At 49.6% G+C, this 16,302-nt stretch carries 10 protein-coding genes; 9 read left to right on the top strand and 1 reads right to left on the bottom strand.

The window, feature by feature from the left end:
• Positions 1–84 precede the first annotated feature (84 nt).
• The 3 genes from rbfA (at position 85) to rpsO (ending at position 1,981) form a co-directional block, all read left to right on the top strand.
• Entirely contained in the window at positions 85–477 is a 393-nt protein-coding gene (gene rbfA, locus BZJ19_RS07115; protein ID WP_069589913.1) for a 30S ribosome-binding factor RbfA, read from the top strand.
• Positions 478–480: 3 nt separating this feature from the next.
• Positions 481–1,458 (top strand): tRNA pseudouridine(55) synthase TruB, encoded by a 978-nt coding sequence (gene truB, locus BZJ19_RS07110; RefSeq protein ID WP_069589915.1) that lies wholly within the window; start codon positions 481–483, stop codon positions 1,456–1,458.
• A gap of 253 nt (positions 1,459–1,711) precedes the next feature.
• The gene (gene rpsO, locus BZJ19_RS07105) at positions 1,712–1,981 is read left to right on the top strand and encodes a 30S ribosomal protein S15 (RefSeq protein ID WP_069589916.1); all 270 of its coding nucleotides are present in this window, start codon (positions 1,712–1,714) and stop codon (positions 1,979–1,981) included.
• Between the two features lie 132 nt (positions 1,982–2,113).
• Here the strand turns inward: rpsO and metE are convergent, their stop codons facing one another.
• Positions 2,114–4,384, bottom strand: a complete 2,271-nt coding sequence (gene metE / locus BZJ19_RS07100; RefSeq protein ID WP_077675097.1) for a 5-methyltetrahydropteroyltriglutamate--homocysteine S-methyltransferase — start codon at positions 4,382–4,384, stop codon at positions 2,114–2,116.
• Positions 4,385–4,486: 102 nt separating this feature from the next.
• On the opposite strand from metE, the gene BZJ19_RS07095 reads away from it, so the two are divergent.
• From BZJ19_RS07095 to BZJ19_RS07070, 6 genes are all read left to right on the top strand, one after another.
• Entirely contained in the window at positions 4,487–5,371 is an 885-nt protein-coding gene (locus tag BZJ19_RS07095) for a LysR family transcriptional regulator (RefSeq protein ID WP_077675193.1), read from the top strand.
• Positions 5,372–5,604: 233 nt separating this feature from the next.
• Complete coding sequence (locus tag BZJ19_RS07090) at positions 5,605–10,659, top strand: Ig-like domain-containing protein (RefSeq protein ID WP_162274214.1); 5,055 nt, start codon at positions 5,605–5,607, stop codon at positions 10,657–10,659.
• 63 nt (positions 10,660–10,722) lie between these two features.
• Positions 10,723–12,888, top strand: a complete 2,166-nt coding sequence (locus BZJ19_RS07085) for a type I secretion system permease/ATPase (RefSeq protein ID WP_077675095.1) — start codon at positions 10,723–10,725, stop codon at positions 12,886–12,888.
• Positions 12,888–14,279 (top strand): HlyD family type I secretion periplasmic adaptor subunit, encoded by a 1,392-nt coding sequence (locus BZJ19_RS07080; protein WP_198536707.1) that lies wholly within the window; start codon positions 12,888–12,890, stop codon positions 14,277–14,279. The genes BZJ19_RS07085 and BZJ19_RS07080 overlap by 1 nt, the downstream gene beginning before the upstream one ends.
• A gap of 20 nt (positions 14,280–14,299) precedes the next feature.
• On the top strand, positions 14,300–15,688 hold the full coding sequence (locus BZJ19_RS07075) for a TolC family outer membrane protein (RefSeq protein ID WP_077675094.1): 1,389 nt from the start codon (positions 14,300–14,302) through the stop codon (positions 15,686–15,688).
• Positions 15,685–16,290, top strand: a complete 606-nt coding sequence (locus tag BZJ19_RS07070; protein WP_077675093.1) for an OmpA family protein — start codon at positions 15,685–15,687, stop codon at positions 16,288–16,290. The genes BZJ19_RS07075 and BZJ19_RS07070 overlap by 4 nt, the downstream gene beginning before the upstream one ends.
• The last annotated feature ends 12 nt before the right edge of the window (positions 16,291–16,302 follow it).

Here is a 16,302-nt window from a genome sequence, read left to right as displayed (position 1 = left end):
AACGCGACAATACAACGAGGTTGTTTGGATACACCGTGGGGGGAGGCGCATGCGCTTACCCCCATTTTGTTGAGAGAAAAGATTATGGGTAAAGATTTTAGCCGTACTGATCGCGTTGCGCATCAGCTGCAAAAAGAGATTGCACTGATCCTACAACGCGAAATCAAAGACCCTCGCATCGGAATGGTCACCGTATCCGATGTGCAAATTTCACGTGATCTGGCGTATGCCAAAGTCTTCGTGACCTTTTTAACCGTCGATGAGCAAGCCCCTACCGAGAGCCTAAAGGCGCTGAACGAAGCCAGTGGCTACATCCGTTCATTGGTTGGCAAAGCGATTCGTTTGCGTGTGACCCCTGAGCTGACCTTCGTGTTTGACGAGTCACTGACTGAAGGGATGCGTATCTCGAACTTGGTCAGCAAGGCAGTACGCGATGACGATGAACGTCGCGGTGATGATGAAAAAGGTGAGGAGTAACTGATGGCGCGTCGTCAACGTCGTCGAGGTCGTCCGGTGGATGGGATTATCTTACTCGATAAACCAACCGGCATGACATCTAATGATGCTTTGCAAAAAGTAAAACGTATCTTCTTTGCGGAGAAGGCTGGCCACACGGGAGCACTGGATCCACTTGCAACTGGGATGCTGCCGATCTGTTTGGGTGAGGCAACCAAGTTCTCTCAGTTTCTGCTCGACTCCGATAAACGTTATCGAGTGGTCGCCAAACTGGGTGAGCGTACCAATACTTCAGATGCAGATGGTGAAGTGGTAGAAACCCGTGACGTCAAAGTAAACCTAGGTTTGCTTGAGCGTTGTATTGCAAAATTCCGCGGGGAAACCCAGCAGATCCCATCGATGTTTTCGGCGTTGAAATACCAAGGGAAACCTTTGTATGAATACGCGCGCCAAGGCATTGAAGTACCACGTGAAGCGCGCACCATTAAGGTCTATCAGATTGAGCTGCTGCGTTTTGAAGGTCATGAAATCGAGATGGAAGTGCATTGTTCAAAAGGCACCTACATCCGGACCATTGTTGACGATTTAGGTGAAATGCTCGGCTGTGGTGCACATGTCACGGCGCTGCGTCGTATTGGTGTATCAGGCTATCCAGCACGAAACATGGTGACCTTAGAGCAGCTTGAAAGTCTGCTTAACCAAGCGCGTGAGCAAGAGATCCAGCCAAAACAACTGCTCGATCCTTTGCTATTGCCACTTGATACGGCGGTACAAGATCTGCGCGAGATTAACCTTCTGCCCGTCGTGGCAAGTTATGCGCTACAAGGTCAAGCGGTGCAAGTGCCTAACGCTCCGACCGAAGGGTATGTGCGTTTAACGGCTGGCGACGAGCGTCAGTTTATCGGTGTGGGTGAGATTGATGCTGATGGTCTGGTTGCGCCGCGCCGTTTGGTCGCGAGCCGTCAACCTGAGCCGCAAACCGCGAGCAGTGACAACGCCTAGCTACACGTTGGCGGCACACTTAGCTAAGACATGCGCTTTCCAAGTACAGCTGGCGTGAGCGTTTACGGGCGTGCTGCGAATAAACTTGTCGCATTTTCAAGCGGTAAGGTAGCGACAGTAAGAAATTGGCGTGATAGTCGGCAATAACATTGCGATACCCAGTTAAAACGGGTAGAATTCGCGCCTTCGGGCACTGGCTGAATCAGAGATTGGCTAGTGCATGATAATCACACACTCTTATTAGGAGAGCATTATGTCTCTGACTGCAGAAGCAAAAGCTAAAATCGTTGCTGATTTTGGTAAAACTGAGAACGATACTGGTTCACCAGAAGTTCAAATCGCCCTGTTGACTGCATCTATCAACGATCTGCAATCGCACTTCGCTGAGCACAAAGGTGACCACCACAGCCGTCGTGGCCTGCTACGCATGGTTTCACGTCGTCGTAAGCTGCTGGACTACCTGAAAAAGAACAATGTTGACCGTTACTTGGACGTTATCAAGCGTCTAGGCATCCGTCGCTAAGATTCTGGAGAAAAGGGAGCTCAGGCTCCCTTTTCTTTTGCGATAAAAAACGCGCCATCGGAGTTATCCGTGGCGCGTTTTGTCGTTATAAGGTTCAGTCAATACGGGTAGCGGCGCGCTGCTGACGCAGTATCACTGACGAAGTGCTTTCGCCGCTGCAACCATATTTTCTAATGCCGGTATCACCTCATCCCATTGGCGGGTTTTTAGGCCGCAATCTGGGTTTACCCACAATCTTTCTTCCGGAATACGAGCGGCAGCCTTTTTCATTAACGCAATAATTTGTGCCTGACTGGGAATGTTTGGCGAGTGAATGTCATACACACCAGGACCAATATCATTGGGATAGTCAAAATGATCAAATGCATCCAACAGTTCCATATCCGAGCGTGAGGTTTCAATGGTGATCACGTCGGCGTCCATGTCAGCAATCGATGCGATGATATCGTTAAACTCGGAATAACACATATGGGTATGGATTTGCGTCTCGTCACTCACGCCATTGGCGGCAATTTTAAACGCGTTGATGGCCCAATCGAGGTAGTGTTGCCACTCACTGCGGCGCAGAGGTAACCCTTCACGGAGTGCCGCTTCATCTATTTGAATGATTTTAGTGCCGGCTTTCTCAAGATCTTGCACCTCTTGGCGGATCGCCAGTGCCAGTTGGTTACAGGTCTGAGATCGTGGCTGATCATCACGCACAAATGACCAATTAAGAATGGTGACCGGTCCAGTGAGCATGCCTTTCAGCGGCTTATCAGTCAGAGACTGAGCGTACTGGGTCCATTCCACGGTCATCGCTTTCGGGCGTTCAATATCCCCAAACAAAATCGGCGGCTTCACACAGCGAGAACCATACGATTGTACCCAGCCAAACTGACTGAACACATATCCATCCAGCTGTTCGCCAAAGTACTCCACCATATCGTTACGTTCAGCTTCACCGTGAACCAAGACATCGAGCCCTAACGCTTCTTGCTTTTCCACCGCATGGGCGATCTCTTTGCGCATAATGTCTTGATAAGTGGCGGCATCAATATCGCCCTTCTTGTATTGCAAGCGTGTTTGGCGAATGGCACTGGTTTGTGGAAATGACCCTATGGTGGTGGTCGGGAAGCGCGGCAGTTTAAGCTGCTCGTGTTGCACGCGAATACGTTCGGCAAATGGACGTTGCCGTGTTCCTAACTGCGGTGTGATTGCTGCCAATGCGGCTTGCACCTTAGGGTTGTGTACGCGCGGTGATTGCTGACGGCTTTCGATTGCTTCACGATTATTGTCCAGCGCTGACTGAACGGTCTGACGGCCGTGATTAAGGGCGCGAGCGAGTACATCCAGCTCCTCGAGTTTTTGATGGGCAAAGGCAAGCCAGTTTTTTACCTCAGGATCGAGCTTTTGTTCGCTCGCCAAATCGACCGGCACGTGCAGCAAAGAGCAAGAAGGTGCGAGCCAGAGGCGATCCCCCAAAGATTGATGAATCGGTTCGAGCCACTCTAACGTATCATCAAGGTTAGTTTTCCAAACATTACGACCATTAATCACACCCAGAGACAGAACGTGTTGATCGCTAAGCGCTTCACGGTATGCATCCACATCCCTTCGGCCACGAATAGCATCCAAGTGCCAGCCGTCAACGGGCAATGATTGCGCTAATGGACGATTTTCAGCTTGCTCGCCGAAGTAGCTCGCCAGCAATAACTTGACCTTAGTTTGGCTTAATGCACGATACGCGGTTTTTAGCGCCGTCTGCCATTCAGACGCGAGCTCCGTGACCAAGATCGGCTCATCGATTTGGACCCACTCAATGCCTTTTTCTGCCAGTTTGCTCAGTAACGTTTGATACACGGGCAAGAGCTTATCGAGCAGATCCAGCTTGTTAGAGGCATCTTTTTCCTTACCTAGCCACAGATACGTGACGGGACCGACTAAAACCGGTTTGGCCTGAACACCAGCTTGTTTGGCTTCTTCTATTTGCGTCAATAGATTTTCAGCATGAAGACTAAACGTTGTTTGCGCGGTAAATTCTGGCACGATGTAGTGATAGTTAGTGTCAAACCACTTAGTCATCTCACCGGCGTGCACGCACTGGCAAGCACTATCGTTTGCTGAGCGACCGCGAGCCACGCGGAAGTAGTCATCAAGGTCGTTGTCTTGGTGCGAGGCAACACGCTCAGGCACATTGCCGACTAAAAAGCTGGTGTCGAGTACATGATCGTAAAATGAAAAGTCGCCAACGGGAGCGATGTCGAGTTCACTTTGTTGTTGCCAGTGATTGCGGCGCAGATCTTTCGCAAGATCGGTTAAGTCTTGTTGTGATGATTCGCCACGCCAGTAACGCTCGAGTGCAAATTTAAGTTCGCGCTGTGCGCCGATACGTGGAAAGCCGAGATTATGAGTTTTAGCCATCTATACGTCCTCCTTTTCGATTGAAATCAGCATAGGGCTTTCTCGTTATGAACTAAAATGGCATTATTTCATCAATCAATGAATTTTGGTCATGGAAAAGACATGTTAGAACGTCACCACCTTCATATTCTGCGTGCCATCAAAGAGCAAGGGTCGCTTACCGCAGCCGCAGAGACGCTATACCTCACTCAATCCGCGATTAGTCATGCAATGAAAAAACTGGAAAGCCAGCTCGGGATTCGCTTGTGGCAAAAGTCGGGGCGGCAGCTTCACTTTACGCGTGCGGGTGAGTACTTGCTTACGCTGTCTGAGCGTATGCTCCCTCAGTTCGAGCACGCTGAACAGCAACTCAAACAATTTGCACAAGGCCAGCGTGGCACACTGCGCATTGGCATGGAGTGTCACCCTTGTTATCAGTGGTTGCTTAAGGTGGTTGAGCCTTTCTTGCATCAATGGCCGGATGTGGATGTTGACGTTAAACAAAAGTTCCAATTTGGTGGTTTGGGCGCATTGTTTGGCCATGAGATTGATGTACTCGTAACGCCCGATCCTTTGCTCAAGCCAGGTATAGAATACGTATCTGTCTTCGACTATGAACTCGTGCTGGTTACTCATCGCCAAAGCGCGCTGGCAGCGTTTGACTACGTTGAACCCCATCAAGTGACGCAAGACGTCCTGATCACCTACCCAGTTGATCAATCGCGTTTAGATGTCTTTACCCAGTTTTTGGCGCCGGCGCACTGTGCACCACGCAAACACAAAACGATTGAAACCACAGATATCATGCTGCAAATGGTTGCCGCAGGGCGAGGGATTGCGGCTTTGCCCAAATGGCTGGCGCAAGAATACCAACAGCGACTCAACCTTCATATTCTTCGTATGGGCGAACAAGGTATTCACAAGGCAATTCATCTTGGGATGCGAGAAGAAAAACGGGATGATTACATTGATGACTTTATCGTCAAGGCACGTGAGACATCGATGTAAAAATAAGAAGTAATTAGTAGCACGTTATTTACGCTATATACTTGATATAAACACAGAATCATTGCCTCTTTGAGAACAACGCTTTCCTTTCTACTTTGTCTCATTTTTGAGCCGTATGGGTCGCACATTTCTAGTTAAAATCACTTTCATCTATATCTATATGCTTAGATAATCTGAGGTAATAGATATTTTGAATGCGTCTCACACTTTTCCCGGTTAAAGAGTCTCGTACTATGAAATCAATCTCGCTCTCTCGCAACGTTACAATCGATACAATCCAAGGCAGTGGTCGTGTTTTAGTCAATGGTGAACTGGTCACACTCACCGAAGGGGGCACGCTCCCATCGGGTACCCAGCTTGGCTTGCCGGATAGCAGTGACACCGTTATCACCTTGAGTGACGGGACACAGCTTATGATTGAACCGCAGAGCGAATCACCTGACTCCCTCTTCGACGCATTGCCGCAAGACGTTCAAGACGAAATCGCAGACATTCAACAGCAAATTCTTGACGGTGAAGGCGAGATCACCATTCAGGAAGATCAGGCAACGGCTGCGGGGCAAGATGCGACCGGAAGTGGCTCGTGGAGCTATGTCAATGTTGCGCGTGATGGAAGCGAGACCATCGCAAGCTCAGGATTTGACTCAGACTCGATTGCTAATAACGCAGGCGCGATTGGCACTAACCAAGAAGATAGCTTTGGGCGCTTGGTAGATACGACGGCGCCTAACGCGCCAGGTGTAACCATCCTCAACGATGCAAATAATGATGGTGTAATTAGCAGCCAAGAAATTGGCGATGGTATTCGTGTATCTATCGATCTAACGGGCACCAACGCCAACCCAGGCGATGTGCTAACGGTGAATGGACAAACCTTCACCCTGACTGACGACAATATTACCGACGGCTCTGTCGTCGTAACCCTCCCTGATACTCCCGTGGACGGTGAAACCCTCACCGTAGACGCCACCATTACCGACACCTCCGGTAACACCTCCGCACCGGGCAGTGATAGTGCAACAATTGATACCAGCGCAGAAGCTGGCACGGTCAGCGTAGATAACATCACAGCCGATGACGTGATTAACAAAGCCGAAAGCGGACAAACCATCGCGGTGACCGGTACGGCGAAAGGTGGCGACATCAGCGAAGGCGATGTGGTGACCATGACCATCAATGGTACCGAGTACACCACCACCGTGGATGGCAGTGGCAACTGGACAGTGGATGTGGCGGGTGCCGATCTGGCCGCGGACACCGAGTTCGAGGTGATCGTGAGCTCGACAGATGACGCGGGCAATACGGTAGAGAGTACCGCGACGTCTGTTCATTTTGTCGGCCCAGTGATCGAGGTGACGGCGGCGGCTCAGTTCAATGAAAACGACGCCGACACCGACACCGTCGTGGCCACCTTCAGCGCCAGTGACGAAGAAGACGGCACGCCAAGCGTGGACTTCACGCCAGGCAGCAATGATGACGGTTACTACGCGATAGATGGCACCGACGTGGTGTTGACGCAAGCGGGTGTAGACGCGATCAATGCGGGCGAGACCTTGCCAGCGGTGAGCCTAACGGCGACCGATAGCGACAATGCGACCGCTTCTGACAGCGCAACGCCAACGTATGCGGCACAAAACGACGCGCCAATTGCAAGAGACGATATCGTTTCGGATATAGAAGACACTACACAGAGTGGCAATGTGCTTACCAATGATTCAGATGAAGAGGGTGACCTCACCGTCACTACCTTCACCATTAACGGTCAAACCCACGCTGCTGGTGAGTCAGTCACGGTCGCTGATGTCGGTGAAATTACGATTGGCACAAATGGTAAGTATACCTTCACGCCAGAAGAGCATTGGAGTGGTGAGATACCGAATATTACCTACGTCGTTCAAGATGAATATGGTGATACCGCGCAAGCGACACTCGACATCAGTGTGACGCCTGTGGCCGATGCACCTGAGTTATCACTTGGTACACTTGAGCTGGACTTTGTATCCACCAACCTTAATGTCTCAACGTGGGCTTCAGTTGATGTTGGTACGCCTAATGGCGATGGCCAGGGAGTTGACTCTGAAGCTCTGATAAGGGCGGTGAACAGTGCCGGGGACGCAGATGCTACATCGACAACCGAAGACGTCGCCGTTGATACCGGCTCAGGTTTAGGCGGTGGTCAGGCCATGGTGACTTCAGGGTTAATCTATCTAGAGGCAGGTAAAAGCTACAGCTTTGGCGGGTATGCAGATGATAGTGCTGCAATCGTCATTGGTGGCGAAGTGATTGCCGAGGGGCGATATGGCAGTCAAGGAACCTCTCCAGGTGGCGTAAGCGGAAGCGGCCGATTCAGCGGCGAATTTACGCCATCAGAAAGTGGCTACTATTCGTTAGACATTTATACCCATAACCAGAATGGTCCTGGTGGCTATGATATTGAAGTCGCCGTAGGTAATGGCTCGGCTATTGACCTAAATGCAAGTAATTTTAATCTCGCACCAAATGCCGAAGCATTAGAAGACGGTGGCTTAGGTGTTAAGGGGTATCACGGTGATGGAGACGGGGGTTATTACACCCTTAACGAGCCAGGAGAAGGGCAGGCGGGTGAGCCGATTAAGTTACCTGTTATTAATGCCAGCCTAGTGGATCAAGATGGCTCTGAGAAGCTGACGCTCACGTTAGATGATATTCCTGCGGGATCGACATTGTCCGATGGTAATCAGGAAGTGATTGTCGAAAATGGCTCTATCTCTATCAAAGGGTGGGACTTGTCTAATCTTTCTATCTCGATGCCTGAGCAGTATGAAGGTGAGGTCAATCTTAAAGTAACGGCAACCAGTACAGAAGAGGGGAATAATGATACGGCAACTACTACAGAGAGTATCCCACTGTTTGTGTTGCCGATCTCGAATGGTTTGTCCGTCTCTGCTTCGTTGTCGTATTCAGACGATAACCACTCGGCAAATGAGATTATCGATTACGCAGAACAGCATAATGGTGAGTCATCTGACCATTATGATCAAATAGTTAGCGTTGGTGATAGTAGCTCAGGTGCTGTTGATGTAAATACGGGCAATGGCGATGATCTTATTGTTGGCGGTACTGGCGATGGTTCATATGCGCTGCGTGGAAATGATGGTGATGATGTCTTTGTATCACGCAATGCGAGTGCTGCCTCAACAGCTTATTATGGAGGAGGTGGTGATGACACTGTCTATCTCCAAGGAAACCGTGACGATTATCAAATAGAGACTTTTCGCGGTTTTAGCGATGCGGTTCGCTTGGTTTACCAAGATGACCACACGCAAAATGCTAATCATGATCTATACAGTATCGAAACTGTCTATTTTGCGGATGGTAAGTATGTCGTTGACGATGGTGAATTGACCAAAGTTGCGGACATTGTACAGCTAGATGTGGATGTTTCACTAAACGATAGCGACGGCTCTGAACAAATCACATCAGTGATTATATCGGGAATCCCGGAAGGCGGCAGTGTTTCAGGGGGAGAGCAGCTTGATTCAGGTGATTGGCAAGTGCCGATTGATGCACTGCAGCCTAACCCAGGCTCAGATGCTGGTTTCTCTGTCACGCTTGAGTTGCCTGAAGGAAGTGCGCCTGATTTATCCGTGACTGTTGGTGCGACAGAAGTTGATGAAAACGGCAATCCTGTCGATTTACCTGAGTATGCCACCACGCAACCAGGGATCGCAGTGATTCCACCTAATAATCCTAATGGTGATAACACGGTTGAGGGCGGCTCAGGCGATGATGTGTTGCTTGGTGATATTGGTGGGGTGGAAGTTAACTCAACCGAGCCAACAAACTACAATATTGCGTTGATTGTCGATACATCCGGCAGTATGGGGTATGCATTAGAGTCGGGAAGTTCTGCATCGAGACTTGATGTGTTGAAAACGTCGTTGAAGTCGATGTTGGAGAATATTTCTGAACATCCGGGCACGATCAATCTGGCATTGGTAGACTTTGACTCCTCAGCAAGTTTAAAAATCAACATCGATAACTTCACTCAGCTGAGTGAGTGGCAGAAAAGTTGGTACGTTGATCGTGTTATAGATTCTCTTCAATCTGGCGGAGGAACTAACTATGAAGCTGCCTTTGACCAAGCTTCTTCATGGTTTAACACTCACTCGGACACAAATAGTGAGAATTTGTCATTCTTCCTAACCGACGGTAATCCGACGCTTTCGAATAGTAGTAATTACTCAGGAACTACGACAGAGTCCTTTGAATTAAAGGCTTCGATTAGGGCATATGAGTCACTTGCTGAGAACTCTACTGTTCGAGCTATCGGCATTGGGAGTGGAGTGAATGCAGATATTCTCAGGTTCTTTGATAACACGAATGTAACTGGTTCGGGAACGTGGAGTGACCAGTGGGGAAGTGTGAGTGCACCAACTGGAGATGTTGAGATCGTTAATACAGCCGATGATCTGAGTGCGGCACTTGATGAAGGCGCCAGAGAGATCAATGTACTCCCTGTTGGCGATGATGAGGTAATCGGTAATGCTGGAGACGATATTCTCTTTGGCGATACCATTAACACTGACAATCTACCTTGGGATGAAAATGGTCTGACACGGCCTGAGTCGCTACCAGATGGATCGGGCGTGGACGCGTTGACTACATTCCTTGAAATGAAAAATGGCGCAGCGCCTTCTGATATCGAGCTGTATCAGTACATTAAAGACAACCACGCGTTGTTTAATGTCGATGGTGATACTCGCGGAGGCGATGATGTCCTCAAAGGTGGAGACGGTGACGATATCCTCTATGGTCAAGGTGGAGATGACACCCTCATTGGTGGGCGAGGTGAAGATACCCTTATCGGAGGGACTGGTAGTGATAAGTTCCAATGGTCATTGGATGATATACCATCATCCGCTAACGGTGATGCCGCTGAAACCGATGTGATTGTTGACTTCGATAATCAAGGTAGCTCACAAGACACCTTGGAATTTGTTGAAGACTTAACGCAACTTATTAAAGATGGTCAGGTATCCATTTCTTGGCAAACCACGAGTAATGGTGAGCAAGAAGGAACATTAACCATTGGAATTGATGCGGATGGCGATAGTCATATTGATCAGCAAATCGATATTGAGAGCTTAAGTATTGTCACAACGAATGGCCAACAAGAGGTGGTGATTAATACATTGATCGACGGTCAAGCCGGAGAGCTCACATTAACGAGAGGTGATGATCACGCTGATCTTTCTATCGGGAGTAATCTAGATTTAGAGATAAAAGTCGACAATACCGACTGGTAATCCCTACCAGGCAGCGGCTATCATGTCGCTGCCTGCTCATTTTCGGTCAAAAGAGAGACGTAAGTGACTGACCCTTCTAACAATAGTCAAACTTCACAATGGCGAATTGCGCCCGGTGAGCAACCCACAGACGATCCTTTGCTTGATTGCTTAGTGTTATTGACTGAGCACTATGGCACCCCTTGCTCTGGTGATGCGTTAGTCGCAGGCTTACCGATGACCAATGCCTTGCTTACCCCAGACATGTTTCCACAAGCCGCGGGTCGAGCGGGTCTGGCTGCTCGGTTGTCTCGACGTAATCTGGATAATGTCGGCGCTCTATTGTTGCCCTGTGTCCTGTTGCTCTCTGACCAAAAAGCCTGTGTATTGCGTGAAATAGATAGTGATGCGGGCACGGCACTTATTCAACTACCTGAAAATGCAGGCGAAGAGACCATTGCGCTTGAGGCGCTTGAGGCCATGTACGTTGGTTACTGTTTTCTGATTAAACGTCAGTATCGCGGTGATCAGTCTGTGGATCTGCATTTGCACGACACCAAGATCCATTGGTTTTGGCAGACGGTAAAAGACGCGGCACCTATCTATCGAGATGCGTTACTAGCCTCCATCTTGGTAAACCTTTTTGCGCTTGTCTCTCCTTTATTTGTCATGAATGTCTATGACAAAGTGGTTCCTAACCTTGCGTTTGAGTCTCTGTGGGTGCTGGCAAGCGGTGCGACGCTAGCGTATTGTTTTGACTTTTTAATGCGAAAACTTCGCTCTTACATGATTGATGTTGCGGGGAAAAAAGTCGATATCATTGTGTCATCTCGTTTATTTGCGCGGCTGATGGGAACCCCTTTGGTCAATCGAGGAGCCAGTGTGGGAGCAACCGCAAAACAGCTCGGTGAGTTTGATGCTGTGCGGGATATGTTGACCTCAGCCACGATAACCACGCTTGTCGATCTTCCCTTTGCGGTATTTTTTATTACGGTGATTTATCTCGTTGCAGGGGATTTAGCGATAGTGCCGGTGCTTGCAGGCTTTATCATATTGGCTTACACCATTTCGGTTCAGCCCAAACTAAAAGCGGCCATCGAAGAGAGCAACAAGTATGCATCAGAGCGACACGGACATTTAATTGAGAGCCTCTCGGCGCTAGAGGGGATCAAGTCCAATGTTGCTGAAGGTATTGTGCAGCGCAGCTGGCAACAAATGACTGCACACACGGCCAACTGGAATTTTAAAGTTAAACAAATCACCAACAACATCTCTTATACCGCGACATTTGTGACCCAAATGATGGCTATCGCGGTGGTGATTTTAGGGGTGTATCGTGTCGCTGATGGTGATATTTCCATGGGCGGAATTATTGCCGCGGTGATGCTTTCAAGCCGAGCTGTGTCGCCGATGGCACAGATGGCGAGCCTGCTCAGTCGCTGGAATCAAACCAGTTCCTCGCTTCGTCAGCTTAATGCCATGATGGAGCAAGAAGATGAGTTTGCAGAAAAGGGCCATTTAGTCAGCCGCAAACGCTTAAAAGGTGAGGTCAGTGCTGACAACTTGGCGTTTAATTATCCCGAATCAGAACGTCCAGCACTCTATCCATTAAACTTCCGTATTCAACCTGGGGAAGTGATCGCGATTTTGGGTAAAAACGGCTCAGGGAAAACAACCTTACTCAAACTATTAGCTGGCCTATTTCAGCCGCAGCAAGGGAGTTTGCGCTTTGACGGGGTCGATAGCCGGCAAATACACCCCGCTGATCTACGTCGAAACGTCGGGTATCTCGCACAGGATGTGGCTCTGTTTCATGGCACTATCCGTGAAAACATTATGTTTGGTACGCGGCAAGTGACGGAACACCAGTTGATGCGTGCCGTGCAGCTTTCTGGTGTGAGCCTATTTACCGCCCAAGATCATGAAGGGCTAGACAAACAAGTGGGTGAGCGAGGCGAGCGGCTGTCCCGAGGTCAACGCCAAGCGGTCTCCTTAGCAAGAGCGCTGCTCAATGAGCCACCGATGTTGATCATGGATGAGCCGACCGCAAGCCTAGATGCCCATGCTGAAAACCAGTTCATTAAAGCCATGCAAGTGGCGGCGCGTGGGCGAACACTGATCATGGTGACGCATAATATGGCGCTGCTCAAACTGGCTAAGCGTGTGATTGTGATGGATAAAGGGCGCGTGGTCATGGATGGACCCAGAGATCAGGTGCTCAGTAAGCTCAATAAAGGAAATGCATCATGATCAAGCGGTTAATTAAAAAAGACCGTCATACAGATCTAGATATGATCGATGATGTCTATGGGGCGATGATGACTGATGCACCATTGCGTTATCGCGCGGTGGTATGGGGAGCACTCCTGTTGGTCGCGAGTTTTATCGTTTGGGCGTCTTTTGCTGAGCTGGATCGCGTTACTCGTGGCAGTGGTAAAGTGATCCCGTCGTCTCATGTTCAGCTGATTCAAAGCTTGGATGGAGGGATCCTTCAGGCCATGTTCGTTGATGAAGGCCAGCTCGTCGAGAAGGGCATGCCGTTGGCGCGGATTGATGATACTCGATTCCGCTCTGATCTTGCCCAACAAGAGCAAGAAGTGGATAGCCTTCGTGCCGCGGTGACTCGGATGTATCACGAACTCGATAGCGTATCGCTATTGCCCGCTAGCCAGCCTTGGCAGCAGCAAATTGTGATTGAACCCAGAACGATCACTTTCCCCGATACTCTCACCAGCCGAAAACCCAATTTGGTGGCTCGCCAAAAGTCTGAATATCGCAGTCGGTTAGATAGCTTGAGTAATCAGCTAGAGATACAAGCGCGTCAGATTGTCCAAAAAGGCCAAGAGCTTCAAGAAGTCGCCTCGAAGATAAAAACACTCAATAACAGCATGACAATCATGCAACGTGAGATCAATATCACACGCCCACTGGTCGAAAAGCGCATTGTCTCAGAAGTGGAACTTCTCAAACTCCAGCGACAGATCAATGATATGGAAGGTGAGTTAACAAACCTGAAGCTGTCCCGACCTAAAATCAAAGCAGCGTTGGATGAGGCAATACTAAAACGACGAGAAGCAGCGCTTCAGTTTATCAGTGAAACACGTGGCAAGCTGAGCGAGATGGAAGCACGGCTGTCTCGGTTGACGGAAGCGACCGTTGGTGCGCAAGACAAAGTGGATAAAGCGGTGATCACCTCACCGGTGAACGGTACGGTAAAGACGGTACATATCAATACCCTCGGTGGTGTGGTGCAACCCGGTGAAGACGTGATTGAAATTGTCCCTACCGAAGACCAATTACTGGTTGAGGTGAAAATCTTGCCAAAAGATATCGCCTTTTTACATCCCGGCTTACCCGCTGTCGTGAAAGTCACAGCCTATGACTTTACCCGTTACGGCGGATTGGACGGGACTGTCGAGCACATTAGCGCCGACACAACGCAAGATGAAGAAGGCAACAGTTTTTACTTAGTGAGAATACGCACAGATTCTTCTCATCTCACTAAGAAAGATGGGACCCCAATGCCCATCATACCAGGCATGTTAACGTCAGTGGATATTATAACCGGCAAGCGGACGGTGATTGAGTATTTACTTAACCCGATACTGCGAGCAAAAGAAAATGCGCTCCGCGAGCGCTAATAAAAAATAGGAGAAACAACATGCTGCACTTACCACACGTGGTATTTAAAAAGCGTGTGACTGCCATAGCCTTGATGTTAGGGCTAAGTTCGCCTGCTGTTTTATCACAGACACTGGAGCAAGCGGTCGCCCAGTCGCTCGAATCACATCCTCAGATCCGCCAAGCGTTTGCCCGCTATAAAGCCAGTGAGCAAGCCATTGATCAAGCGAAAGCCGGTTATTATCCCAAGCTCGATGCGACGGCGGGGATCGGTTGGGAGCGTACCGACTCTCCCGCGACACGGCGTGATACCACCACCGATGATGAAGTGGACCTAACGCGTCGTGAGCTGGGTGTCTCTCTTCAGCAAATGCTATTTGACGGTTTTCGTACCCAAAACGAAGTCGATCGCACCCAAAACGAAGCGACGGCGGAGCAGTGGGCAATGGTCGCTACTGCCGAGGATAAAGCCTTAGAGGTCTCTCGCGTTTACCTTGATGTGTTGATTGCAGAGCAAGTGGTGACCTTGGCAGAGAAGAACTTACAAAACCACCAAGAAATCTATGATGCGATTGCGGAGAGCAACGCGGGTGGGTTTGCCAAAGCCAGTGATCTCTCTCAAGTCACTGGGCGTTTAGCGAGAGCCAATGCAAACCTGATGTCAGCACGTAACAATCTTGCCGATGCACAAAGTCGCTTTACCAAAATGGTTGGCGAGTCACCTGAAGCATTGCGCCTGCCGATGCCTGATGCTGAGTTGCTGCCGCGCACGCTTGAAGCCATGCTGGATATTGCCCTCGAACAGCATCCACGTATTCATGCTGCGCAATCCGATATTGCGGCGGCCAATGCCGCGCGAGATGGTTCGCGCGCTGCGTATTTGCCGACTTTAAATGTTGAAGTGGCGGCAAATTGGAACGAAAACGTCGGTGGGGAAGATGGGGCGGGCCCGCCTGACGTTGGCCCAGAGAACAATAACGTCCAAGCAATGCTACGCATGCGCTATAACCTGTTTAATGGGGGGGCGGACCGTGCGCGCGAACGGCAAACGGCGTATCAAACCATTGAAGCGCGAGAGATTAATGAAATGACGCATCGGGATGTGATTGAAGGGGCAACCCTTGCTTGGAACGCGCGTACGTACCTTGAGCAGCAGCGTGACTTTATGCGCCAACATGTTGAAGCGGCCACGGATACCCGCGATGCCTATCGTGAGGAATTTCGCTTAAATGCGCGAACATTGTTGGATGTATTGGACTCTCAGAACGAGCTTTTTGAGGCACGTCGTGAATACTTGAGCAAAGAGGCGGATGAGCTTTACGCGCAATACCGAATTTTAAATGCAACCGGTCGTCTTTTAGCGTCATTGCGTGTTGATACCCCTGCTATTTGGAATACTGCTTCACTGAAGCAGGAGGACAGCCAATGAAACAGTTTTATATCGCGGGATTTGCCGTCATGCTTCTTGCCGGCTGTGCACCGCAAGCGGTGGATACTATGCCAACTACCATTGCGCAAAGCCAAGATTTGAGCGATGCAGACTACGATGGTGTGATTTCTGCCCGTGAGCAGTGCGAGCAAACGCTAAACGGTGCTCTGGTTGACAACAACGGCTGTCCTGAGCAATTGCAAACCAGTGAGTCGTTTGAGTTAAACGTGCACTTTGATACCGATTCCGCTGATGTGGATGTCTCACAATATACCGATATTCAAACCTTGGCTGACTTTATGCAGCGCTACCCGAATACTCAGGTGGTGATTGAGGGGCATGCCAGTAAAGCCGGGTCGGCAGAGTACAATCTCGCACTCTCACAACGTCGCGCCCAAGCTATTGCGGACGTATTGACGCGACAGTTTGCGATTCCTGCTGCGCGTATTGAGGCTATCGGCTATGGTGAGTCGCGTCCGTTGATTGACCAAGAAAACGACTACGCTAATGAAGTGAACAGAAGAGTGATTGCTCATGTAACTGGTGAGCATGGCTCAACCCATATGCGCTGGACAATTTATTCTTCAGAGCAGACGCCTTAGAGAATGATCTAA

The organism is Salinivibrio proteolyticus, assembly GCF_001996165.1.
GTDB lineage: Bacteria > Pseudomonadota > Gammaproteobacteria > Enterobacterales > Vibrionaceae > Salinivibrio > Salinivibrio proteolyticus.
Note: the sequence above shows the minus strand (reverse complement) of the source record. Positions and strands in the feature narration are given on the sequence as shown.

Coding starts and splice junctions, on each gene's coding strand:
- metE (WP_077675097.1), bottom strand. CDS start 4,384: ATGGCTAAAACTCATAATCTCGGCTTTCCACGTATCGGCGCACAGCGC.
- BZJ19_RS07095 (WP_077675193.1), top strand. CDS start 4,487: ATGTTAGAACGTCACCACCTTCATATTCTGCGTGCCATCAAAGAGCAA.
- BZJ19_RS07075 (WP_077675094.1), top strand. CDS start 14,300: ATGCTGCACTTACCACACGTGGTATTTAAAAAGCGTGTGACTGCCATA.
- BZJ19_RS07070 (WP_077675093.1), top strand. CDS start 15,685: ATGAAACAGTTTTATATCGCGGGATTTGCCGTCATGCTTCTTGCCGGC.
- rpsO (WP_069589916.1), top strand. CDS start 1,712: ATGTCTCTGACTGCAGAAGCAAAAGCTAAAATCGTTGCTGATTTTGGT.
- rbfA (WP_069589913.1), top strand. CDS start 85: ATGGGTAAAGATTTTAGCCGTACTGATCGCGTTGCGCATCAGCTGCAA.
- BZJ19_RS07090 (WP_162274214.1), top strand. CDS start 5,605: ATGAAATCAATCTCGCTCTCTCGCAACGTTACAATCGATACAATCCAA.
- truB (WP_069589915.1), top strand. CDS start 481: ATGGCGCGTCGTCAACGTCGTCGAGGTCGTCCGGTGGATGGGATTATC.